The organism is Corynebacterium halotolerans (assembly GCF_050107895.1).
Classification (GTDB): Bacteria; Actinomycetota; Actinomycetes; order Mycobacteriales; family Mycobacteriaceae; genus Corynebacterium; species Corynebacterium halotolerans_B.
Window position 1 is genome coordinate 44131 of record NZ_JBNILW010000010.1, and the last position, 22339, is coordinate 66469.

The 22339-nt window shown below is 66.1% G+C and carries 21 protein-coding genes; 4 read left to right on the forward strand and 17 right to left on the reverse strand.

Annotated features, from left to right (window positions below):
* The first annotated feature begins 68 nt into the window (after nucleotides 1-68).
* Nucleotides 69-470: a hypothetical protein gene (locus ACQCVD_RS10700; RefSeq protein WP_426823749.1), complete on the forward strand. Its 402-nt coding sequence runs from the start codon at nucleotides 69-71 to the stop codon at nucleotides 468-470.
* Here ACQCVD_RS10700 and secA read toward each other — a convergent pair.
* The 9 genes from secA to ACQCVD_RS10745 all read right to left on the reverse strand — a co-directional run bounded on the left by secA (nucleotide 467) and on the right by ACQCVD_RS10745 (nucleotide 10960).
* Entirely contained in the window at nucleotides 467-3004 is a 2538-nt protein-coding gene (gene secA / locus ACQCVD_RS10705) for a preprotein translocase subunit SecA (RefSeq protein WP_426823750.1), read from the reverse strand. The genes ACQCVD_RS10700 and secA overlap by 4 nt on opposite strands.
* Nucleotides 3005-3149: 145 nt before the next feature.
* The gene (gene hpf, locus ACQCVD_RS10710; RefSeq protein ID WP_426823751.1) at nucleotides 3150-3803 is read right to left on the reverse strand and encodes a ribosome hibernation-promoting factor, HPF/YfiA family; all 654 of its coding nucleotides are present in this window, start codon (nucleotides 3801-3803) and stop codon (nucleotides 3150-3152) included.
* A gap of 83 nt (nucleotides 3804-3886) precedes the next feature.
* The gene (locus ACQCVD_RS10715) at nucleotides 3887-4486 is read right to left on the reverse strand and encodes a ComF family protein (protein WP_426823752.1); all 600 of its coding nucleotides are present in this window, start codon (nucleotides 4484-4486) and stop codon (nucleotides 3887-3889) included.
* Complete coding sequence (lpqB, locus tag ACQCVD_RS10720; protein ID WP_426823753.1) at nucleotides 4486-6186, reverse strand: MtrAB system accessory lipoprotein LpqB; 1701 nt, start codon at nucleotides 6184-6186, stop codon at nucleotides 4486-4488. The genes ACQCVD_RS10715 and lpqB overlap by 1 nt, the downstream gene beginning before the upstream one ends.
* Nucleotides 6173-7663, reverse strand: a complete 1491-nt coding sequence (mtrB, locus tag ACQCVD_RS10725; protein ID WP_426823829.1) for an MtrAB system histidine kinase MtrB — start codon at nucleotides 7661-7663, stop codon at nucleotides 6173-6175. Before mtrB ends, lpqB begins: the two co-directional genes overlap by 14 nt.
* 92 nt (nucleotides 7664-7755) lie before the next feature.
* On the reverse strand, nucleotides 7756-8439 hold the full coding sequence (gene mtrA / locus ACQCVD_RS10730) for an MtrAB system response regulator MtrA (RefSeq protein ID WP_426823754.1): 684 nt from the start codon (nucleotides 8437-8439) through the stop codon (nucleotides 7756-7758).
* Between the two features lie 15 nt (nucleotides 8440-8454).
* Nucleotides 8455-9054, reverse strand: coding sequence for a dTMP kinase (locus ACQCVD_RS10735; protein ID WP_426823755.1), 600 nt, complete (start codon nucleotides 9052-9054; stop codon nucleotides 8455-8457).
* Nucleotides 9054-10496 (reverse strand): adenosylhomocysteinase, encoded by a 1443-nt coding sequence (gene ahcY, locus ACQCVD_RS10740; RefSeq protein ID WP_426823756.1) that lies wholly within the window; start codon nucleotides 10494-10496, stop codon nucleotides 9054-9056. Before ahcY ends, ACQCVD_RS10735 begins: the two co-directional genes overlap by 1 nt.
* A gap of 113 nt (nucleotides 10497-10609) precedes the next feature.
* The gene (locus ACQCVD_RS10745; RefSeq protein WP_426823757.1) at nucleotides 10610-10960 is read right to left on the reverse strand and encodes a DUF4259 domain-containing protein; all 351 of its coding nucleotides are present in this window, start codon (nucleotides 10958-10960) and stop codon (nucleotides 10610-10612) included.
* A 123-nt stretch (nucleotides 10961-11083) separates the two neighbouring features.
* On the opposite strand from ACQCVD_RS10745, the gene ACQCVD_RS10750 reads away from it, so the two are divergent.
* Complete coding sequence (locus ACQCVD_RS10750) at nucleotides 11084-11815, forward strand: hypothetical protein (protein ID WP_426823758.1); 732 nt, start codon at nucleotides 11084-11086, stop codon at nucleotides 11813-11815.
* A gap of 7 nt (nucleotides 11816-11822) precedes the next feature.
* Here the strand turns inward: ACQCVD_RS10750 and manA are convergent, their stop codons facing one another.
* The 4 genes from manA to ACQCVD_RS10770 are packed head-to-tail and all read right to left on the reverse strand — an operon-like array spanning nucleotide 11823 to nucleotide 15819.
* Nucleotides 11823-12977 (reverse strand): mannose-6-phosphate isomerase, class I, encoded by a 1155-nt coding sequence (manA, locus tag ACQCVD_RS10755; protein WP_426823759.1) that lies wholly within the window; start codon nucleotides 12975-12977, stop codon nucleotides 11823-11825.
* Nucleotides 12978-13949: a hypothetical protein gene (locus tag ACQCVD_RS10760; RefSeq protein WP_426823760.1), complete on the reverse strand. Its 972-nt coding sequence runs from the start codon at nucleotides 13947-13949 to the stop codon at nucleotides 12978-12980.
* A 17-nt stretch (nucleotides 13950-13966) separates the two neighbouring features.
* Complete coding sequence (locus tag ACQCVD_RS10765; protein ID WP_426823761.1) at nucleotides 13967-15346, reverse strand: phosphomannomutase/phosphoglucomutase; 1380 nt, start codon at nucleotides 15344-15346, stop codon at nucleotides 13967-13969.
* A 47-nt stretch (nucleotides 15347-15393) separates the two neighbouring features.
* The gene (locus ACQCVD_RS10770; RefSeq protein WP_426823762.1) at nucleotides 15394-15819 is read right to left on the reverse strand and encodes a DUF3499 domain-containing protein; all 426 of its coding nucleotides are present in this window, start codon (nucleotides 15817-15819) and stop codon (nucleotides 15394-15396) included.
* An 88-nt stretch (nucleotides 15820-15907) separates the two neighbouring features.
* Here ACQCVD_RS10770 and ACQCVD_RS10775 point away from each other — a divergent pair, with 88 nt between their 5' ends.
* Nucleotides 15908-16363, forward strand: a complete 456-nt coding sequence (locus ACQCVD_RS10775) for a metallopeptidase family protein (RefSeq protein WP_426823763.1) — start codon at nucleotides 15908-15910, stop codon at nucleotides 16361-16363.
* A 148-nt stretch (nucleotides 16364-16511) separates the two neighbouring features.
* Here ACQCVD_RS10775 and ACQCVD_RS10780 read toward each other — a convergent pair whose 3' ends face one another.
* From ACQCVD_RS10780 to rfbD, 4 genes are all read right to left on the reverse strand, one after another.
* Nucleotides 16512-16760: a WhiB family transcriptional regulator gene (locus ACQCVD_RS10780; RefSeq protein WP_426823830.1), complete on the reverse strand. Its 249-nt coding sequence runs from the start codon at nucleotides 16758-16760 to the stop codon at nucleotides 16512-16514.
* Between the two features lie 353 nt (nucleotides 16761-17113).
* Nucleotides 17114-18196, reverse strand: coding sequence for a sugar phosphate nucleotidyltransferase (locus ACQCVD_RS10785; protein ID WP_426823764.1), 1083 nt, complete (start codon nucleotides 18194-18196; stop codon nucleotides 17114-17116).
* 16 nt (nucleotides 18197-18212) lie between these two features.
* On the reverse strand, nucleotides 18213-19100 hold the full coding sequence (locus ACQCVD_RS10790) for a glycosyltransferase family 2 protein (RefSeq protein ID WP_426823765.1): 888 nt from the start codon (nucleotides 19098-19100) through the stop codon (nucleotides 18213-18215).
* 5 nt (nucleotides 19101-19105) lie between these two features.
* Complete coding sequence (gene rfbD / locus ACQCVD_RS10795) at nucleotides 19106-19936, reverse strand: dTDP-4-dehydrorhamnose reductase (RefSeq protein WP_426823766.1); 831 nt, start codon at nucleotides 19934-19936, stop codon at nucleotides 19106-19108.
* Between the two features lie 60 nt (nucleotides 19937-19996).
* Between rfbD and ACQCVD_RS10800 the strand changes: the two genes are divergently transcribed.
* On the forward strand, nucleotides 19997-21565 hold the full coding sequence (locus ACQCVD_RS10800) for an LCP family protein (protein ID WP_426823767.1): 1569 nt from the start codon (nucleotides 19997-19999) through the stop codon (nucleotides 21563-21565).
* Nucleotides 21566-22339 lie beyond the last annotated feature (774 nt).

Sequence of the window (22339 nt, forward strand, 5' to 3'; positions counted from 1 at the left end):
CGTTGTTGTGTCACAATGATACCTAAGCCCACCATTGGTCTGCCCTGTCGAGATTGCAGGGAGCCACCATGTTGATTCCACTTCCCGGTCACACGCACCTGAAGGTGCTGCGCCCGGTGAAACCTGAGAACGCCCGTGAAACGAAATCTGAGGTGCTGCCCATTGACCGACGTACAGCCACCGGTCTGACCGTACTCGCCCTGGAAACCGCCTTCGGCATGCGGCCCGCCCGCACGCTGGCCAAGCAGCGGTTTGAACCGGCTGTACGTTCCTATCTTGCCGCATACCTGCGGCGCCGCCCCGACCGTGGCCCGGTACGGCTCGACTCGCTGCATCTGCGTGCCGACGCCGCCGGGGTGGAGGTCTTCGGCTCCTGCACGGTGGCGGGTGCGCCCCGCGGTTTCACCGCGCGGCTGGTGAACCCGGAGCGGCTGCGCTGGCGGATGCGGCTGCTCCGGATCCTGTCCTAGGCCTCGACCGGCTCATCCTTCGGGGCGAACTGCTTGCGCAGCAGGAAGAGCTGGCGCACGGTTTCTTCCTTGATGCCGTCCTTCATGGCGTTGAACATGTCGCCGCCCTCCTTCTGGTACTCCACCAACGGGTCGCGCTGCGCCATGGCACGCAGGCCGATGCCCTCCTTGAGATAGTCCATCTCGTAGAGGTGCTCGCGCCACTTGGTGTCGATGACCGGCAGGATGACCTGCCGTTCGATGTTGCGCATCTGGGACGAGCCACCGATGGCGGAGACATTCTCCTCCAGGGTGTCGTACTCGGAGTGCGCGTCCTTGAGCAGCGCAGTGCGCAGATCCTCGGCGGACAGCTCTCCCGCGGGGCCGTACTCCGTGCCTTCAACCAGGGATTCCCAGGAGAATGACGGACCGTAGAGGGCCTCCAGGGCGTTCCACAGCTCATCCAGGTCCCAGTCCTCCACATAACCGGTGGCGGTCGCGCCGTCGACATAGGCGGAGATGGTCTCATCGATCATCTTCTGGATGTGCTCCCCGATGTCCCGGGACTCGAGGATCTCGCGTCGCTCCGCGTAGATGACCTTGCGCTGTTCGTTGAGGACCTCGTCGTACTTCAGGACGTTCTTGCGCATCTCGAAGTTCTGGTTCTCCACCTGCGCCTGGGCCCCCTTGATGGAGTTGGTGACCATCTTCGCCTCGATGGGGACGTCGTCCGGGACGTTGAGACGGTTCATCATGTTCTCCATGGACTGTCCCACGAAGCGAACCATCAGGTCATCGCGCATGGAGAGGTAGAAGCGCGTGGCGCCCGGGTCACCTTGTCGTCCGGAACGGCCCCGCAGCTGGTTGTCGATGCGGCGGGATTCATGGCGCTCCGTGCCCAGCACGTACAGACCACCGGCCTCCCGGACCGTCTCCGCCCGTTCCGCGGTGCGCTCCTTGACCTTCGGCAGCTCCTCGTCCCAGGCCGCCTGGTAGGCCTCCTCATCCTCGAAGGGATCCAGGCCGCGCTCCCGCAGTTTGATGTCCAGCAGGATGTCCGGGTTACCGCCCAGCACGATATCCGTGCCGCGGCCGGCCATGTTGGTGGCCACGGTGACGTTGCCCGGTAGCCCGGCCTGGGCGATGATCTGCGCCTCCTGCTCGTGGTACTTCGCGTTGAGCACGTTGTGCTTGATCCCGCGGGACTGCAGCAGCTTCGACAGGTACTCGGAGCGCTCCACGGAGGTCGTACCCACCAGCACCGGCTGACCGATCTCCACCCGCTCGGCGATGTCCGCGACCACCGCGGCGAATTTCGCCTCCTGGGTCTTGTACACGCGGTCGGTGAGGTCCTCACGCTGGTTCGGCCGGTTGGTCGGGATCGGCACGACGTCGAGACCGTAGATGGAGTTCAGCTCCGCGGCCTCGGTTTCGGCGGTACCGGTCATGCCGGAGATCTTGTCGTAGAGGCGGAAGTAGTTCTGCAGGGTGATCGTGGCCAGGGTCTGGTTCTCATTCTTGATCTCCACCCCCTCCTTGGCCTCGATGGCCTGGTGCATGCCCTCGTTGTAGCGGCGCCCGGCCAGCACTCGGCCGGTGAAGCCGTCCACGATCATGACCTCGCCGTTACGGACGATGTAGTCCTTGTCACGCTCGAAGAGTTCCTTGGCCTTGAGAGCGTTGTTGAGGTAGCTGACCAGCTGGGAGTTCTCCGGGGCGTAGAGGTTGTCGATGCCGAGCTGGTCCTCGACGTACTCCACCCCCTTCTCCAGCACACCGACGGTGCGCTTGCGGATGTCCACCTCGTAGTGGATGTCCTTGGTCATACGCGGAGCCAGCTGGGAGAAGACATTGAAGAACTTGGAGGAACCGTCCACGGGGCCAGAGATGATGAGCGGGGTACGTGCCTCATCGATCAGGATCGAGTCCACCTCATCCACGATGGCGAAGTGGTGGCCCCGCTGGACCAGGTCCCGCAGGTTGCGGGCCATGTTGTCGCGCAGGTAGTCGAAGCCGAGCTCATTGTTGGTGCCGTAGGTGATGTCGGCGGCGTAGGCCTTCTTGCGCTGCGCCGGACGCATCTCAGAGAGAATGACGCCAACCTCCAGCCCCAGGAAGCGGTGCACCCGGCCCATCATCTCGGCGTCACGTTTGGCCAGGTAGTCGTTGACCGTGACGATGTGGACGCCCTTGCCGGACAGGGCATTGAGGTAGGCTGGCAGCACGGAGGTGAGGGTCTTGCCCTCACCGGTGCGCATCTCGGCGACGTTACCGAAGTGCAGTGCGGTAGCGCCCATGATCTGCACGGGGTAGTGCTTCTGACCGAGCACGCGCCAGGAGGCCTCCCGGGCGGTGGCGAAGACCTCGAGCAGGAGAGCGTCCTCGGACTCCCCGTCCGCCAGGCGCTTCTTGAACTCATCGGTCTTGGCCTTGAGTTCATCATCGCTCAGCGCTTCATACTCACCCTCGAGCGCGATGACGTCGTCGGCGATTGTGCGCAGACGCTTGACGGTACGGCCTTCACCGGCCCGGAGGAGCTTGGACAGTCCAAACACGTGCAGTGGTCCTTAATCTGTATCCGACATCTTCTACCGAACAAAAGCAATACTCCGGCACATTCTACGCACCCACCCCGAAACACAACAGAACCGCTCCCCGTGGGAAGCGGTTCAATGGCCGGAGTTCATCCGGTGGTTACCTCTACTTCTCCTCAGCCAGAGAGATCAGGCCGTAGTCGAAGGCGTGGCGGCGGTAGACCACGGAGGGACGGCTGGTCTCCTCGTCGATGAAGAGGTAGAAGTCGTGTCCCACCAGCTCCATCTCGGACAGGGCGTCATCGACGCTCATCGGCTGCGCCGGGTGCTCCTTGGAGCGCACGATCTGGCCGGGCACCACGTCCTCGACCTTGTCGGCGTAGGGGTCGGCCGGCTCCTCCTGCCGGGCCTGCGTGGCTTCCTGGACCAGCTCCGCCGCCTGCTCACCGGTCCCCTTGGGGGCGCGGTGGCCGGAGCGGGAGATGCTGCGGCGGGCCTTGACCTTGCGCAGGGAGCGCTCCAGCTTGGCCACGGCGGTTTCGAGGGCGGCGTAGAAGCTGTCCTCCTTGGCCTCGGCACGGGCGATGTGTCCCTTGCCGGTGGCGGTGATCTGGAGCCGGTCACTGGCGTCCGCACGGCGCGGGTTCGGCTCGTGCTGCAGCTCCACGTGGAAGAAGGTCAGGGTCGGATCGAGTCGCTCGATCTTCGCCAGCTTCGTGTTGACCCGTTCCGCAAAGTGCTCCGGGACCTCGACGTTGCGTCCGGTGATGGACACCTGGGTATCCGGGCTCAGGACATTGTTCTCAGCAGGTGTGGTCACTTGCTTCTACCTCCGTGTCGACGGGATCTTGTACCATCATTGTACATCTGGTCATAACCAAGCTGTCGCTGAGAGCTCCTTAATCATGCGGCCGCAAAAGTGAGGGCAGCAACAATTTTGGCCCGGGCGGACAACAGTACCTCGGCCGACGCTGCGAGCGTGGCCCCGGTGGTCACCACGTCGTCGATGAGCAGCAGTGGTCCCACGGGGGTGGCGGCAAGCTCCACCCGTCCCGCCAGGTTGGCTCGGCGTTGCCGGGAGGACAACCCCACGGAGTCCACCACGCTGCCGTGCCGCAGCACCGGGGCGGTGGGCAGTCCGGTCGCCCGCGAGAGATCCGTCACATGATCGCCCCCGCGCAGCCGGGCGCTGCGGGGCCGGGTGGGCGCGGGGACGAGGGTCACGGTCTCCGGAAGCTCGCCCCGGGCCTGCAGCGTGTCGACGCCCGCCCGCAGCACCGCCCCGAGAACCCGGCGCACCGCCAGATTTCCCCGTTCCTTCATGGCGACGATCACGCCGGCCCGGCGGTCATCGTAGGGCCCCAGGGCGAAGACCGGCACATGCGTGTCGACGACCGTGGTCACGCGCTCGGGCGGGCGTCGGAACGCTTCCCGACAGTCACCGCACAACACGTTCCCCGCTGCCCCGCAACCGGCGCAACGACGCGGCAGCAGCAGATCCATCAGTGTGCGATGACCGGGGAGGAACGCATGGACTCCAGGCCCGGCACCTCACGCCAGAAGACGGCTTCCCCATCGTTGACGGGCAGCTGCAAAGTGGCCCGGGCGTCGGTGAGGTAGACGGTGTTGGGGGACGCCGCGATGGAGACCACCGGGGCCGTGATGTTTCCGGAGGGCATCGAGGACACTGCGGAGCCGTCCTTCTCCACCCGCCAGACCGGGGCCTCCGGAGTGGAGGTCCCCACCAGGATGGCGCCGTCGGGATGCCAGTCCAGGGAGAGGGCCGTACCGGCCAGCTGCGGGGCGACCTCCTGGACGTTGGTGATGCGTCGTTCATCGGTGCCCGGCCGATTGACCACGGCGGTGTAGACGCGGCCGTCGATGATCATCGCGATGCGGGCGCCGTTCGGGGACAGCCGCAGCACGGAGATCTCCCCGTCGATGCCGGCCAGTTCGCTCGAGTTGACCTCGGTCTGGGCGAATTCACCGGTGGTGGTGGAACGGACCGCCCGGATCACGCGGTCCCCGCCGACCACCACCCAGACGGCGGAATGGTCGAACTCGAAGGTCGGCCGGGTCAACGTGGAGCCCCGGAGAACCTCCCGCAGCGGTTCGTCGACCCCGCCCATCCAGAGCGTGGAGTCATCGCCTTCCCGACGCACGATCGCCGCCGTGCGCTGCGTCGTGATGTCGGCCGACTCGATATCGCGGATCTGGCCGATCTCCCCTTCCACCGGGTTGGCCTCGTTGCCGCTGACACGGAGCAGCGCACCGTCGTTGAGGGCGTAGAGCGGAGCGATGATCCCGTCGTCCGCCCGCGGGTTGAACTCGGCGAAGTCGTCGGTGTCCAGGGTCTCGAAGCCCTCGGCGATCGGCCCGCCGTCCACCTCCACGCGGTAGGGCCCCGGGATGTTGGCCATCGCGAGCGTCCACACCAGCTGGGCGGCGAAGCGCTGCCGCTCGGTGGTGTCCAACGCCGCCAGTCCGGAGAAGCGGTAGACCCCGTCCTGGACCCCGTTGAAGGTGGCTTCGGCGGGCAGCTGGAAGGTCACGGCCGGGGCGACGCCGGCGCTGGGACCTTCCATCATCAGGGAGATCAGCGCTGCGTCGAGCGACTCCTGCCCGGAGAAGACCCAGCGGCGGTCGCCCACCAGGACCTGTCCACCGGGGTCGAAGTAGTACAGATCCTGGGGCTGGTACTGGTTGCGCAGCTCGGTGCGCTCCAGGACCACGCCTTCGGGCAGCGAGGAGATCCGCCACTCCCCATCCACCTGCTCCATCCGGATCTCGGCCATGTAGCGGCCGCTCTCCACCCGGTAGGCTCCGCCGTCGAGCAGTTCGCCGATCACGTTGCCCTGCACGGAGAACACCCGCTCCGAGTCGGTGGACTCCGGCTGGGTGACCAGGTCGATCCGGTCCACGATCAACGTGGCGGCCTGCGGATCCCACAGTTGATTGGCGTCACCGGTGAGGAATTGGCGCGCGGCCGAGTAGTCCATGGTCGGCCGGGCGGAGGCGGTGAAGAAGTCCCGCAGGAGCAGATCCGGCTCCGCTCCCGGTTCCGGCTGGATATCGGCCGCCTCCTCCTCGATCGGGGTGAAGGAACGCAGGGCCTGCGGCTCAGTGTCAGTGGGCAACGACGTACAGCCGACCAGCAGCCCGCCCGCCACCAACAGGCCGATGACTCCTCTAATCCTCCGCATACGGTGCCTCCAATGCCAGTGGTGGCTGAGTGTAACGTCTGCCCGGCTCCCGCGGCAGGGTCAGCCGGAACTGCGAGCCCACCCCGTAATTGCCGATGGCGTCGAGCTCGCCGCCGTGGAGGAGGACGTCCTCCCGTGCGATCGCCAGGCCCAGGCCGGTGCCGCCGGAGTGGCGGACCCGGGAGGCGTCGGCCCGCCAGAACCGGTTGAACACCAGTTCCTCCTGGCCGGGCTTGAGGCCCACGCCGTGATCGGTGACCGTGATGGACACCGCCTCCTCATTCGCCCCCAGTGCCACCTCCACCGGATTGCCCTCGGAATGGTCGATGGCGTTGGCGATCAGGTTGCGCAGCACCCGCTCGATGCGGCGGGAATCCCCGGTGATGTGGACCGGCTCCCCCGGCACGTTGAAGGTGACCGGAACCTCCAGCTTCTCGGCGAGATGCTGCGTCTGCTGCCAGGCGGAGGTGATGCAGGTGCGCACGTCCAGCCGGGTCTCGGAGAGGTCCGCCACCCCGGCGTCGTGCCGGGAGATCTCCAGCAGGTCCGCCAGCAGGGTCTCGAAGCGGTCCAGCTCACGCGTCATCAGCTCGGTCGCGCGCCTGGTGTGCGGCTCAAAGTTCTCGGCGTCCGCCGCAATCATGTCCGCCGCCATCCGCACGGTGGTCAGGGGCGTGCGCAGCTCATGCGAGACGTCCGAGGTGAACTGGCGTTGCAGGTTGCCGTACTCCTCCAACTGGTGGATCTGCCGGGAGAGCGATTCCGCCATGGCATTGAAGCTCATGGCCAGCCGCGCCATCTCGTCCTCGCCGTCCACCACCATGCGTTCCCGCAGATGACCGGCAGCCAGCCGTTGGGCGATCCGGCTGGCCGAACGCACCGGGGCGGTGACCTGCTGGGCCATCAGCCAGGCGATGCCGACCAGCAGCACCACCACCACGACTCCGGCGGCGGAGAGCAGGCCGCGCATCAGCGCCATGGTGGCCTCGTCCGACTCCATGGACAGCACCAGGTAGACCTGGAGGCCGGGGATGTCGGCGTCGGTGGGCGTGCCGATGACCAGCGCATTATAGGTGGTACCGTCCGCCCGGTTGACCGTGGCGAACTGATAGGACACCTGCCCTTGGCCCACGAAGTGGGAGAGCCGTTCCGGGATCTGGTAGCCCTCAGGCGCGGTGGTGGTCGCCCCGTCGTTGCCCACCACCTGCAGGACGGGTTCATAGGCCGCTGAAGAATCCCCACCGCTGGACAGGTTCGTCAATGCGGCGCGCGCCGCATTGATCCGGACCTGGGTGGAACTCGACGCCCCGGTAGCGTCCACCTGCTGTTCCACCGCCACGCGGGCACGCTCGATCTCAGCGTCGGCGATGTCCAGTTTGGAATCGACGAGCCGCTGGGCGACCAGGCTGATCATCGTCATGGCGAGGATCATCATGACCACCGCGGCGGCGACGAAGATGGAACCGATCACGCGCATCTGCAGTGAGGTCCGCCACTTTTCAGCGATGCGCTGCTGGAACCGGGAAAGGCGTTCGAAGATGGGCAAGTTCCTTTAAATCGGGCAGAACCTTAGTGGCTCTGCAGTCCGGTTTTGTAGCCTACCCCGCGCACGGTCAGAACGATCTGCGGGTTTTCCGGGTCCCGCTCAATCTTGGCGCGCAGTCGCTGCACATGGACGTTGACCAGGCGGGTGTCTGAGGCGTGGCGGTAGCCCCAGACCTTCTCCAGCAGTTCCTCGCGGCTGAACACCTGACGCGGCTTGCGGGCCAATTCCAGCAGCAGGTCGAACTCCAGCGGCGTCAGCGGGATCTCCTCACCGTCACGCTTGACCGTGTGCTCCGGGACGTCGATGGTCAGGTCCCCGCACTCGATGATCTCCGAGGGCGCGGCGTCGGTGCGGCGCAGCCGGGCGCGGATCCGGGCCACCAGCTCCTTCGGTTTGAAGGGCTTGGTGATGTAGTCGTCGGCGCCGGACTCCAGGCCCAGCACCACGTCCACGGTGTCGGTCTTGGCGGTGAGCATCACGATCGGCACGGTGGACTCCTGCCGGATGATGCGGCAGATGTCCACGCCGTTCATCCCGGGCAGCATCAGGTCCAGCAGGATGAGCTCCGGCTGTTCGCGCTGCGCGGCCTCCACCGCCTCATTGCCGTCCATGACGGCTACCGGCTCAAATCCCTCGGCCTCCAGCACGATGGTGAGCATCTCGGAGATCGCGGGATCATCATCAACGACGAGAATCTTGGCAGTCATGGTTTTCCTAGCTGTTCAGGGCAGAGTGATGTGTTCGAGAATATCGGCAACGTCGCTGGTTATCAGCCAATGACCCGCCCAGTTTTCCGCGGCGAGTCGGCGGTAGGCGGCATAGGTGCGCTGCTGCAGGCCGCTGTCGCGCTCATAACGGTCCCGCTCGCGGGAATTGTCGGCCGCCGCCCGGGTGATGGCGCGTTCCGACGCCGTGTCCGGCGGGGTGTCCAGCAGCACCTGGAGGTCCGGCTTCGGCAGGCCGAGTCGGCCGAACTCCAGGTCATAGATCCAGTCGATGATCGATTCCTCACCGGTGCGGGCGAAGGAGTACGCCGCATTGGACGCGACGTAACGGTCCAGGATCAACAGATCCGGGGAATCGACGAAGCGGTTCAGCGTCTCCAACGCACCGTGCCGGTCCAGGGCGAACAGGGTGGCCATGGCATAGGCGGAGTCCGTCAGGTCCCCCATCCGGCCGTACAGTGCGTCGGCGGCCAGCTGGGCGTGGAGGGATTCCCCGTAGCGCGGGAAGACCAGTGCCTTGGCAGAGGTCTTCTTCTGGAGCGCGCGGACGAGGGTGTTCTTACCCGCGCCGTCGATTCCTTCGACCGTGATGATCATCAGTAGCGGTAGTGCTCCGGCTTGAAGGGGCCGGCGACATCGACACCGATGTACTCCGCCTGCTCCTTGGACAGCTCGGTGAGCTCGCCGCCGAGCGCCTCCACGTGGACGCGGGCGACCTTCTCGTCGAGGTGCTTCGGCAGCCGGTAGACCTCGTTGTCGTATTCCTCGTTCTTGGTGAACAGCTCGATCTGGGCGATCGTCTGGTCGGCGAAGGAGTTGGACATCACGAAGCTGGGGTGGCCGGTGGCGTTGCCCAGGTTCAGCAGACGGCCCTCGGAGAGCACGATGATGGAACGGCCGTTGGACAGGGTGAATTCGTCCACCTGCGGCTTGATGTTGACGCGGGTGACATCGTCGCGGTGCAGCAGCGAATGCATGTCGATCTCGTTGTCAAAGTGGCCGATGTTGCCCAGCACGGCGTGGTCCTTCATCATCAGCATCTGCTCGTAGGTGATGATGCCCAGGTTGCCGGTGGCGGTGATGACGATGTCCGCCTCACCGATGCCGTTTTCCACGGTGACCACGTCGAAGCCGTCCATCAGCGCCTGCAGGGCGTTGATCGGGTCGATCTCGGTGACCTTGACGATGGCCCCCTGCCCCTTGAGGGCTTCCGCCACGCCCTTACCCACGTCACCGTAGCCGCAGATCAGGGCCTTCTTGCCGCCGATGAGCATGTCGGTGCCGCGGTTGATGCCGTCGATGACGGAGTGGCGGGTGCCGTACTTGTTGTCGAACTTGGACTTGGTCACGGCGTCGTTGACGTTCATGGCCGGGAAGGGCAGGACGCCCTCCTTGGCGAAGTGGTAGAGGCGGTGGACACCGGTGGTGGTCTCCTCCGTGACTCCCTGGACGGATTCCGCGATACGGGACCACTTCTGGTTGTCCTCGTCGAGGGTCGTACGCAGCATGTTCATGAAGGCGATGAACTCGTCCGGGTCGTTTTCCTCGCTCGGCGGGACGACCCCGGCCTGCTCGTACTCGCGGCCCTTGATCACGGCCATGGTGGCGTCACCGCCATCATCCAGGATCATGTTGGGCTCGACGCCCTCGCCCCAGCTGAAGACCTGCTTCAGGCACCACCAGTACTCATCCAGTGTCTCACCCTTCCAGGCGAACACCGGCACGCCCTGCGGATCGTCCGGCGTGCCCTCCTTGCCCACGACGATGGCGGCAGCCGCGGGGTCCTCAGTGGAGAAGATGTTGCAGGAGGCCCAACGAACTTCAGCACCGAGGGCGGTGAGGGTCTCGATGAGCACCGCGGTCTGGGTGGTCATGTGGATCGAGCCGGCGATACGGGCGCCGGCCAGCGGCTGCTCTTCGGCGTACTCGCGGCGCAGCTCCATCAGGCCCGGCATCTCGTGCTCGGCGAGGCGGATCTGGTGGCGACCGGCCTCAGCGAGGCTGAGGTCGGCAACCTTGAAATCGGTGACCGTGGTCATGTGGTGTGACAACTCCTGTCGTTTAACGATCTGTAATAACCACAACCACTGTACCGAGGTCCGTGGACACTGCACCGGACCCCGACTCTATTTCGGAAATATAACGAGATGACTCAGCTCAGTGCCTCGAGATAAACCTCGAGATCTTCGTCGGTGTCCGCATTCTCCAGGAGCTCGGTGGCGACCTCGGAGAGCTGGTCGGTGCCGGAGCCGATCAGGCCACGCACAAAGGGATAGGCATCGGCCACGTCCCCGGCGGAGAAGGGGGCTCCGGCCCAGATCGCCGCGATGGTGGCGGCCGCCAGCCCGTTGAGCCGCTCGTCCTCGGTGGCGGCCTCCTGACGTGCCAGGAGACAGGCGTCCTCGACACCCTCGATCACGCCGTCGTCATCGAGGGCCGCCAGCTCGTCGAGAAAGTCGACGTTGACATCCTCGGCGAAAATCGCGATGTCCCATGCTCCCATTTCTTCTCCTCAATAGTTTTCCGATAATTCGGTGGATGAACCTGTTTCGCTATCGCATAACGCAATAGTCTGCTATGTTATCGAGTTGTTACCTGCTATCGGTACCACGAAAGGGTCAAGAGATTGCAGTCTGAGACTCGACGAGTACTCGTTTTCATGGGCGTCGGCCTGCTGGCCGCCGCGGCAATCGGCTTCGGCGTGTGGCGCGCCAGCACGCCGACGACCCTTTCGACTACTGATACTGCCATGACGGACACCGCAACTTCCACCGTGTCCGCGTCCACCTCAGAGCCGCTGCCCAGTCCGGTTACGGAGGAGACCACGGAGGAACAGTCCGCGGTGGCCGCCCCGATCCCGACCGATGATCCCTATCTGGCGCCGCACGCCCATATCCCGGGTCCGGAGGCCGCCGCCTCCCCCACCCGCATCATCCGGCCGTCGAACCCTTTCGAGACGGAGACGGTGAACCAGCCGACCGCCCCGACGGGCCCCGGCATCGAAACCATGATGTCCACCACGGAACCGGTGGAGCCGACCGAATCCCCGGAGTCCACTACGTCCAGCGGATCCACCGTCACGTCCGAGCCGGCGCCGTCCACGGAGCCGAGTGAACCGACCGAGGAATCCCCGGAGACTTCCCTGCCCAGCGTTCCCCCGGCAGTCTCCACCGCGCCCCCGAGCCAGAGCCTCCAGAGCCCTGAGCCTTCCGCAACCGTCGGCGTCACCCCTGAGACGCAGCCGAGTGTGGACAGTGAGCCGGCGCAGACTCCGGAACCGCAACCCCAGGAGCAGATCCAGGAGCAGGGCACGCCAGAAAGCCCGTGGAGCTCCTGGAAGCTGCCCTGGCTGAGCTGATCGCCGACTAGCCCCGCGCCAGGAAGAGCTCTCCCCCACCCCGGACGGTGACCGCCGGGTCACTGGCCGGGATCCAGACGGCCTCCCCCGGCCCCAGCTCCAGCTCCCCGAACTGCAGCGTGCCGCGGGTGCACAGCGCCACGGCCGGGCCGTCGTGTTCGATCTCGTAGTCCTCCGTGGGTGAGACGCGGGTCAGCCGGAACTCGTTGGCCGGGACCGGGTACTCGCCGGCCACCTGTGCCACCACCGGGTCCGCCAGCGAGTTGAAGTCGAGTACGCGCACCAGTTCGGGCACGTCCACGTACTTGGAGGTCAGCCCGCCCCGGAGCACATTGTCCGAGTTGGCCATCACCTCCACCCCCAGGCCCCGGATATAAGCGTGCAACTGCCCGGCGTCCAGGTAGATCGCCTCGCCGGGCTCCAGCTGGATGTGGTTCAGCAGCAGCGCACCCAACACGCCGACATCCCCCGGATAGCGCTCATTGAGGTAGACGACGTTGCGCAGGGTTCGACCGATCCAGTCCTCGCGTCCCCGCAGGGGCGTGGCGGCGGCGACAATCGCGTCGATCAGCTCCCGGCGGACCTTACCGGGGATGGTGATCCAGGTGGTGAACAGTGCCCGCAGATTCGCCTCCTCCGCGTCCACCCGATCATCCAGCATCGTCAGGTAACGGTCGAGGGCCTCGCACTCCAGGGCCGCGAAGAGCTCGCGGGTCTGTTCCAGCGGGCGGAAGCCGGCCATCGCGGTGAAGTCGGTCAGCGCCACGATCAGCTCCGGCTTCGGGTTGACGTCCTTGTAGTCGCGGTGCGGCGCAGTGAGCGCGATCCCCTCCGCGTCCTCCCGGGCGTAGCCCTCCCGGGCCTGCGCCGCCGACGGGTGCGCCTGCAGGGACAGGGGCTCATCGGCGGCCAGCAGCTTGAGCAGGAAAGGCAGGGACTGGCCGTGCTCGCGCAGCACCCGCTCCCCCAGGGCGGCCGTGGGGTCCGCAGCGATGATCTCGGTCAGCGGCGTCCCGGCCACTTCCGACGGGGCCGCCGGATGCGCGCCGAACCAGAGCTCGGCCTCCGGACGCTCGCTGGGACTCGGGGTACCGCGCAGCTCGGCCAGCATCGTCCGAGATCCCCAGGGATAGGCCCGGACCTTGCCGTTGAGCAGCTGCATCTAGTATTCCTCCGGGTCAGTCGAATAGGTCGTCGCGGCAAAACCGCGCGTGATCAGGACCAGCGCCTCCGCAATGGGTCCCGGCGGTTCCTCGCTGCAGTTCTGCACCGAGGCTCCCGGAACTCCCTGCAGGTCAGCGGCCCAGACAACAGCCTTTAAGGGTAGCATTCCACCGGGCCCGTCCAGGAACGGGTCATGGAACAGGTCCTGCTCCGGATCCTGGTCAGCCAATACCCCGGGCAGTTCCTCCACGTCAGCCACTGCCGAGGGCAGTCCCTTCAGCGTCCAGACCGTGGCCACCACCTCCGCTACCGCGCGATTGCCGGTGTGGACGATGCGGGCACCTTCGACATGCCCCCGCAGCCCCCGCCCGGGATTGACGGCGATGTCCCGCTCGGGCGAGAGGGACGCCAACTCAGCGTCGATGGCCTCCGCGATGGAATGCAGCCGCTGGACCACCAGTCCCGGTTCCTCCTCCAGCAGATCCAGCACCACCGACAACGCGATGATGGTCCGGGCGGGCGAGAACCCCAGCGTGGTCGGCAGCACCGGCAGCACGACGGTGTCGCCCGGGGCATCCTCAGCCACCGGCCCCTCCGTGCCCGCGAGCACGGTAACCGCCCCGCGTGACGACGCCGTGGTCAGCGCGTGGTGCGCGGCCGCACTGTTGCGCTCCCCCACCACCACCAGGATGTCGAGTGCCCCGAAGTAGCTCGGGAGGGAATCGGTGACCACGACCGGCTGCCGGAGCGGACACCGCAGTGTGTTCACCGCCCGGGCGGCGGCCCGGGACACCTGGTCAGTGGCCACGACCACCACCGAGCGCGGTCTCATGCCGTGGAGCCGGTCCAGTCGGCCCGATTCCACCACTCCGGCGACGGACCGTGCCTGCGCGCCTTCGTGGGCGACATCGAAGAAACGGTACTTTTCCCCGTCAGCGGCGGCGTACCCCGGATAGCTGCTCTGAGTCATGTCTCCCAGGATAATGATCAGGCGCGGATAATCTGGAGAATCTCATTCGCGAGTTCCTCCACTTCCTCCTGAGTGGGCGCTTCCACGTTCAGCCGCAGCAGCGGCTCGGTGTTGGAGGGCCGGATGTTGAACCAGGCGGGGGTGCCTTTCAGCTCCACGGTCACGCCGTCCACGCGGTCGAGCGTTTCGGTCCGGGAATCGAACGCCGCGATCACGGCCTCGGTGCGGTCGGCCTGGTCTGCGACGGTTGAATTCAGCTCACCGGAGGCTTCATAGCGGTGGTAGCCCGCCATCAACTCCGAGAGTGTCCCCTCCTGGGACCCCAGGGCAGCCAGGACGTGCAGGGCGGCCAGCATGCCGGAATCTGCGTTGAAGAACTCCGAGAAGTAGTAGTGGGCGGAGTGCTCACCGCCGAAGACGGCGCCGGTACGCGCCATCTCCGCCTTGATGAAGGAGTGGCCCACACGCGTCCGCACGGCCTTGCCGCCGTGCTCGGCCACCAGTTCCGGAACCACCTTGGAGGTGATCAGGTTGTGGATGACCGTGGCGCCCGGGTGCTCCTCGAGGTAGCGCTCCGCCACGAGGGCACAGATCGCCGAGGGGCTGACGGGATCCCCGTTCTCGTCCACGACAAAGCAACGGTCGGCGTCGCCGTCGAAGGCCAGGCCGATGTCCGCGCCAGTGCGGCAGACGAATTCCTGGAGGTCCACCAGGTTCTTCGGCTCCAAGGGGTTGGCCTCATGGTTGGGGAAGGTGCCGTCCAGTTCGAAGTAGAGCGGTTCGACCTCCAGCGGCAGATCCTTGAACACCTCGGGCACCGTCAGTCCCGCCATACCGTTGGCCGCGTCCACGGCCACCTTCAGCGGACGGATCTCCCTCAGATCCACCAGTTCACGCAGGTAGGAGCCGTAGTCCGCCAGCACATCCTTACGGGAGACCACCCCGGGGGCGCCGTCGTACTCAGGCAGCTCGCCGGCCACCAGGTCGTCGATGATCAGCTGCAGGCCGGAGTCCTGGCCCACCGGGCGGGCTCCCGCGCGGCACAGCTTGATGCCGTTGTACTTGGCGGGATTGTGACTGGCGGTGAACATTGCGCCGGCGCAGTCCCGCCGTCCAGAGGCGTAGTAGAGCTCATCGGTGGAGGTCAGACCGAGCATGACCACGTTGAGTCCCTGCGCAGTGACGCCATCGGCGAAGGCCGAGGCAAGCTCCGGAGAGGAGGCCCGCATGTCGTGGCCGACGGCCACCGCGGTCTCCCCCTCCATCCGCAGCAGGCGGGCGAAGGAGGCACCGACCTCGCGGATGAAATCGGCGTCGATCTCCTCGCCGACGACACCGCGGATATCGTAGGCCTTGATCACGGACGTGACGGATTCCCGGCTTCTGCCAGTGGACATGCGCTTCTCCAATTTCCGGTCAGGGGTGGAAGTACTGAGCGGAAAGCTTACCTGTCATGGTTCGGATCATCCGCGTCGTGGACCAGATGCAGGTGGCCGCGTCGCGCCTCCTTCGCCTCGGCGACCCGCTGCGGCCGGTAGACGGGGTGACTGCCCTCGGGATCCTCCGGGGCGGTGAACTCCTGCTGGGGGTCGAGCAGGCCACTGGCGTTGCGGCCGGCCTCCCGCACCGCGTTGGCCAGGGCCGTCAGATCATCGTCGTCCTCGTCCTCGATCTGGTCGACGCGCAGCATCTCCCACCCCAGCGGCGCGGTGATGCGCTCGGCGTGATTGGCGCACAGATCCCAGCTGTGTGGTTCCGCAGCAGGCGCCAGGGGGCCCACTACCGCGGTGGACTCCGCGTAGGCGTAGGTCAGCGTTGCTACGGCAGGCTTGCCGCAGCCGGGACGGGAACAACGACGGTATTGACTCACGCCCTAAAGTCTAGACCTGTAGTTGAGATTTGCCACCTTCGGCGTGCCCTGACGCCATCTCCGCCCCGGCGAACTAGGGTTTCCAGACATGCACACCAGGACCTTCCGGAATCGCCACGGGCGAGGATTACGTGGGACGATGCTGCCGCCAGCCACCCCCCGGTCCCGCAGCCGCCGCCAGCGTTTCGACATCGCCGTCCTGGAGGCCTACGCCCCCATCCAGCAGGTGTTCGCCGACCAGCTTGAGGGCCTCGACGTCGCCGTGGACACCATTCCCCGCATGCGGCTGCGCGCGGACATGAGCGTGATGCCCGATGAGATCATCGCTGACGGGCCGGTACCGTTGGGACGGGTGATCCCCGCGGCCGTCGACCCTTCGGGCAACCCCACCCGCGCCCGAATCGTGGTCTTCCGGATGCCGGTGGAACAGCGTGCGGCATCTGTCCTCGAGCGCCAGGACCTGCTCTCCACGATCCTGACGGCCCTGGTGGCCAACTACCTCAACCTGGACCCCAGTGACGTGGACCCCCGGTTCAGCTGGTGAATTTTCGGTGACGGGCAGAAGAGTTCTGCGCGGGCTGCAGTGCTGTGGGATGCGGCACCGCATTCCCCACCAACCCAGGACCAGGCAGAAAGAGCAGACTCTCGTCTGCTCCCCAGAAAGAAAACACAGGCCGGCCGAAGCCTGCCAATTAACCCATCTGCTTCTTCAGCCGGCGACGCTCCCGGTCCGAGAGTCCGCCCCAGATGCCGAATCGCTCATCATGTTCGAGAGCGTACTCAAGGCATTCATCTCTGACGGCGCACGCCTGGCAGATCCGCTTGGCTTCACGGGTGGACCCGCCTTTCTCGGGAAAGAAGGCCTCAGGGTCAGTCTGTGCACACAGCGCCTGGTCCTGCCACTCCTGCTCCACCGCGCCGAATAGTTCGTCGATGGTCAAGCCAGCCGCGGTTCCGCCACGGAGAACGGCGTTTTTAGCCACGTCTTCCACGCCATAGTCCTTCCTCCGTAGTAGTCAATATCCTTTGCTGATGTGATTACACACCGAACACAAAATGTCGTCAACCTAGATTAGGGCACCTTGGGTTGGAAACGCCATTTCCGCAGGTCGTGAATCCCGTGAGTCAAAAATATAACAATTCACAGCCCACAGGGGAGGATTACGGGGGTACTACATGTAGGGGCAGGGAATATTGAGGAGCACCAGGCTGGCAGAACGCGGCGTGTCGCTACCCCTCACTCCACACTTTCCCTGCTAAGAGCGGAATTAACCGTTCCTGAACACAGGCTGACTTAGGCGTCGGAGGAGAACCGGATGCCGGTGTCCGGCACCACCACCCCCGGCCAGACGCGCATGCCGGCACGAAGCTCACAGCGGGCCCCGATCTGCGCGCCTTCCCCGATCACGCAATCCGAGATCCGGGCATTCGCCCCGATCCGCGCGCCCGAGGCGATGATCGAGTTCTCCACCACCGCACCCGGCTCAATGTTGACCCCGTCGAAGACCACGGTGTTGTCCAACCGGGAGCCCGCGCCGATCTGCGTGCCCCGCCCGACGGCCGTGCCACCGAGCAGCAGCACCCCACCGGCCACGCCAGCGGTCTCATCCACGTAGGACTCCCCCGTCTTCCCGGCCAGCATGGGCGAGGAGACCACGCCGCGCACCAGGTCAGCGGAACCCCGCACGAAATCATCCGGGCGCCCCATGTCCCGCCAGTAGGACACGTCGACGTAGCTGTAGACGCGACGGCCGTCCTCCAGCATCTTCGGGAAGGTCTCCCGCTCCACGGACACGTTGCGGCCGGCCGGAATGTCCTCCTCGATCACGCTGCGGCGGAAGACGTAGCAACCGGCGTTGATCTGGTCGGTCGGCGGATCCTCGGTCTTTTCCAGGAACTCCAGCACGCGGCCGTCCGGTCCGGTGGGCACGCAGCCGAAGGCGCTCGGATCCGAGACCCGCACCAGGTGCATGGTCAGGTCCGCGTCGTGTTCCGCGTGGGTGTCCAGGATGCTGTTCAGGTCGGCGTCGGCGAGCACATCGCCGTTGAACACCATCACCGTGTCATTGCGCAGCTTGTCCAGCACGTTGCGGATGCCGCCGCCGGTGCCCAGCGCCTCCTCCTCGAAGACGTACTCGATGTCCAGCCCCAGATCCGCGCCGTCACCGAAGTACTCGGAGAAGACCTCTGCACGGAAGGAGGTGGACAACACAACGTGGGTGATGCCGGCGGCCTGGATCCGGGCCAACAGGTGCTGGAGGAACGGAAAACCGGCGGTCGGCAGCATCGGCTTCGGGGTGTTGACGGTCAGCGGGCGCAGGCGGGTGCCCTTGCCCCCGACCAGGATCACGGCAGAGGTGTCTGCGGGATTCGGCATGGAGCTGTTCTACTTTCTATCCGTTACGGAGACGTGCATTGGCCACGGCGATCAGGGAGCGCAGTTTCAGACCCGTCCAGATTGCCACACGCAATGGTGACTTCAGTGGTCCGGTGAGCCGGTCCGCCTGGAACCGGTACGCGCTTTCGTGGTGTGCCGGCAGCATCGTCTCCGGGTGTTCCCCGGCGGCGTGGCCCTTGGCGTGGGTGATCTGGGCTCCGGGGGAAAAGACGTTCTGGTACCCGGCGCGGCCGAAGCGGTCCCCCAGATCCACGTCCTCCATGTACATGAAGTAGCGCTCGTCGAAGCCGCCGACCTGTTCAAAGGCGTCCCAGCGCAGCAGCAGGCAGGAACCGGACAGCCAACCGGCGGGCCGCTCACTGCTCATGTCGGAGTCCGCCCGGTAGGCGCGCGACCACGGGTTGTCCGCCCAGATCCCGCCGAGCAGGGCGTGTCCGATGCCGTTGGACAGCGTCGGGACGGCGCGGGCGGAGGGGTAGGCCGAGCCGTCGGCCTCCCGGATGAAGGGCCCGACGGCGGCGGCGCGCGGCCAGCGCTGCGCGGCGTCGATAAGCAGGTCGAGGGAGCCGGGGTCGAAGACGACGTCCGGGTTGGAGACCACGAAGTACTCGTCGTTGATCTCGCCCGCTTGACGACGCCCCGCCAGGTGCCGCGCGACGGCATTGATCGCGCTGCCGTAGCCGATGTTGCCGCCGGTGTCGAAGAGTTCGACGCCCGGCCCGACCGCGGCCTCCGGGGCACCGTCGGTGGAGCCGTTGTCGGCCATGACGACGTGGGTGGGCAGCGTGGTGGCGCCCGGCACGGAATCCAGGAAGGCCTTCAGGTAGGGCCCTGGGGAATAGGTCACGGTGATGACCGCGATGGGTGCCAGCTCAGTACTCACAAGGATCAGAGCTTAGCCGCCACCGCCCGGGAGAGGGCGCTGCGCCACTCCGGGAGCTCATAGTCGGAGGCCAACACGGACCATTCGGGGCGTCGGGCGGCGGTCGGGTACTCGGCAGACGTCACCGGGCGGATGCGTTCCGGGTCTGCGCCGATCTCGGTGAAGACCGCCCGTGCCAGCCCGAACCAGGTGGTCTGGCCCGCCCCGACGGCGTGCCGGATCCCGCCCGAGCGCTCCCGGGCCGCCTGCCAGACCGCGCGGGCGAGGTCCACGGCGTAGGTGGGACAGCCGTGCTGATCATCCACCACGGTCAGTTCAGGGTGGGTCTGCTCCAGGCGCAGCATGGTGGACACGAAATCCCTGTGCCCCGGCAGGGTGTTGCCGGAGTAGACCCAGGCGGTGCGCAGCACGGTGGCGTCGAGGTCCCGCAGGCGGTGTTCCCCGGCCAGCTTGGTCCGGCCGTAGACGGTGTCCGGGGCGGTCGCGTCCTGCGGGGTCAGTGGGCGGTGCGGGGCGTCCGGGCCGAAGACGTAGTCGGTGGACAGGTGCACCAGGTGCGCCCCCTCCCCCGCGCAGCGCTGCGCCAGGTACCCCGGAGCCAGCTCATTGACCGCGGTTGCGGCGTCCACGTCATCCTCCGCCGCGTCCACCGCCGTGTAAGCGGCGGTGTTGATGAGCACATCACAGCCGTTCAGGGCCGGATGCCGCGACACGGCGGCGGCGTCCGTCACGTCCAGATCCGCGCGCGCGAGCCAGGTCACCTGCACATCCTCCGGAACAGTGGCACGCATTGCAGCCGCCAGCTGACCACCGGATCCCGTTAGGACGGCCTTCATGGAATACACTCCTTGCAGTAAGTTTTACGCCCCCACCGTAACCCTCCGGAGACAGACCCTGTGAACGACAAGTACCGTCCCGTGCGCGATATCCAGCCGGCGCCGGACCTGGGCACCCAGGTCCGCCAGGCCGGCCCGAAGTCCGTCAAGGCTGTCCTCGCAGTCGTCTCCGTCCTCGTCCTCATCCTGTCCGCCATCGGCTACTTCTCCGTCGGCCGGCTGGGCAGCGAGGTCGCCAGCGCCGGCAACCTCACCCTCGGCAGCCCTGGCAGCGAAACGGACGGCGCGGTGGACATCCTGCTGGTCGGCTCCGATTCGCGTACCGACGCCCAGGGCAACCCGCTCAGCGAAGAGGAATCGGCGATGCTCTACGCCGGCGACGAGGATGAGGCGGAGAACACCGACACGATCATGTTGATCCGCGTTCCCAATGACGGTTCCTCCGCCACCGCCGTGTCCATCCCGCGCGACACCTACATCCACGACGGCGACTACGGCAACCTCAAGATCAACGGCGTCTACGGTGCGCACAAGATGAACGCCGAACAGGAGCTGATGGACTCCGGCCTGGAGAACGAGAAGCAGATCGAGGAACGCTCCAAGGAGGCCGGCCGCGAGGGGCTGATCGAGGCGGTGGCGGAACTGACCGGCATCGACGTCGACCATTACGCCGAGGTGGGTTTGCTCGGCTTCGTGCTGCTCACCGACGCCGTGGGCGGCGTGGACGTGTGCCTCAACGAGGCCGTGGATGAACCGCTCTCCGGGGCGAAGTTCCCCGCGGGCAGGCAGACCGTCGACGGCGCCGAGGCCCTGTCCTTCGTGCGCCAGCGCCACGGTCTCCCCCGCGGCGACCTGGACCGGATCGTCCGCCAGCAGGCATTCATGGCCTCCATGGTCAACGAAGTGCTCAAGGCCGGCACCCTGACCAGCCCCAGCAAGCTCTCCGGCATGGCCCAGGCTGTGGAGCGCTCCGTGGTCATCGACGAGGGCTGGGACGTGATGAGCTTCGCCACCCAGCTGCAGAACCTGGCCGGCGGCAACGTCACCTTCACCACCATCCCGGTGACCTCCATCAACGGCGTCGGCGACTACGGCGAGTCCGTGGTCACCATCGACCCGGCGGAGGTGCACGACTTCATCGACGATCTGCTCAATGCACCGGCGCCGGAGGAGGAAACAGCTCCGGAGGAAGAGGAGCAGCCTGCGGAGGAGGCCCCGGAGGTGCCGGACGTGAACGTGCTCGTGCTCAACGCCGGCACCACCTCGGGCCTGGCCGGCGGCGTGGGCTCCCACCTGGAGCAGAACGGCTGGACCATTGACAGCGTGTCCAACGCCCAGCCCGGCATCTACTGGGAGAGCCAGGTGGTGGCCGCGGATCCGGCAGATCCCGCCGCGCAGCAGCTGGCCGAGGCCCTCGGTGGGCTGCCGGTGATGGCGAACCCGAACCTGGAGCCCGGCACCGTCGTGGTGGTCACCCACGACGACTACGCCGGCCCCATGGACCAGGAAGCCGTGCAGCAGGAGACCGAGGCGCCGACCACCATCGGGCAGCCCGGTGCCGACTTCGGAGAGGCCGAGGTGGCGCCGGAGATCGACGCCGGTGGCGACGGGCCGCGGTGTGTGAATTAAAGTCTGGTTGATCTGGAGAACCGCCCTTTGGGGCGGTTCTTTTTTAGCGGTTGCACCGCCCAACTGTTCAGATGGATTGATGCTTGCGCCGGAGAAAATCCCGTTCCCTGAGCCACCACATGTCTATCGTCCACACCAGGGGTCTTCCGACCCGATGGAACGATGGAGTTCACCGACGCAGCACTCGAAGATTTAGAGACACTGGCGGACGAAGATTCTGAGGCCTACGACTATATGGTGGCCAACCTTGAGCGCTACGCCCGAGACGCGGCGGATCGTCGGCTGGAACCGGGTCTCAATGCGCCAATCGGGCGGCGGGTGGCCAGGAAGTTCGGGACCACGCTGCCCTGGGCCGGCGAAGTCACGGACGCTCAATCACCTGCCTGCCGGAAGCCCGGAAGGATCGGACGACTACGCAATACCGGCTGTACTTCACGGATATCAGCAGCGGTCCGGGAGATCCGGCCCATATGATGCTGGCCAGTTCCTACGCTGAGAAGCGGGTACATCTCAAAGACGTCAACGCAGCTCAGGACCTGGGTATCGCCGCAGCGCCGCATCGTGGGATCACCTGGTGGAGCAATGATCCGGGTTGTCATTGAATCGGCTGGGTGCACTTTGCACAAATACCGCGCTTTCGAGCTGTGCGTCGGGGTCAGACCGTTCATGCCGAGTCACCGCTGCCTCGGAGTCACCGTACTAATTTGAGTCAAGTCGGGTTAGACAGAATTCTGGTACGCCAGGTCGAAAACCGGCCCTGCTTCCACACGCGCC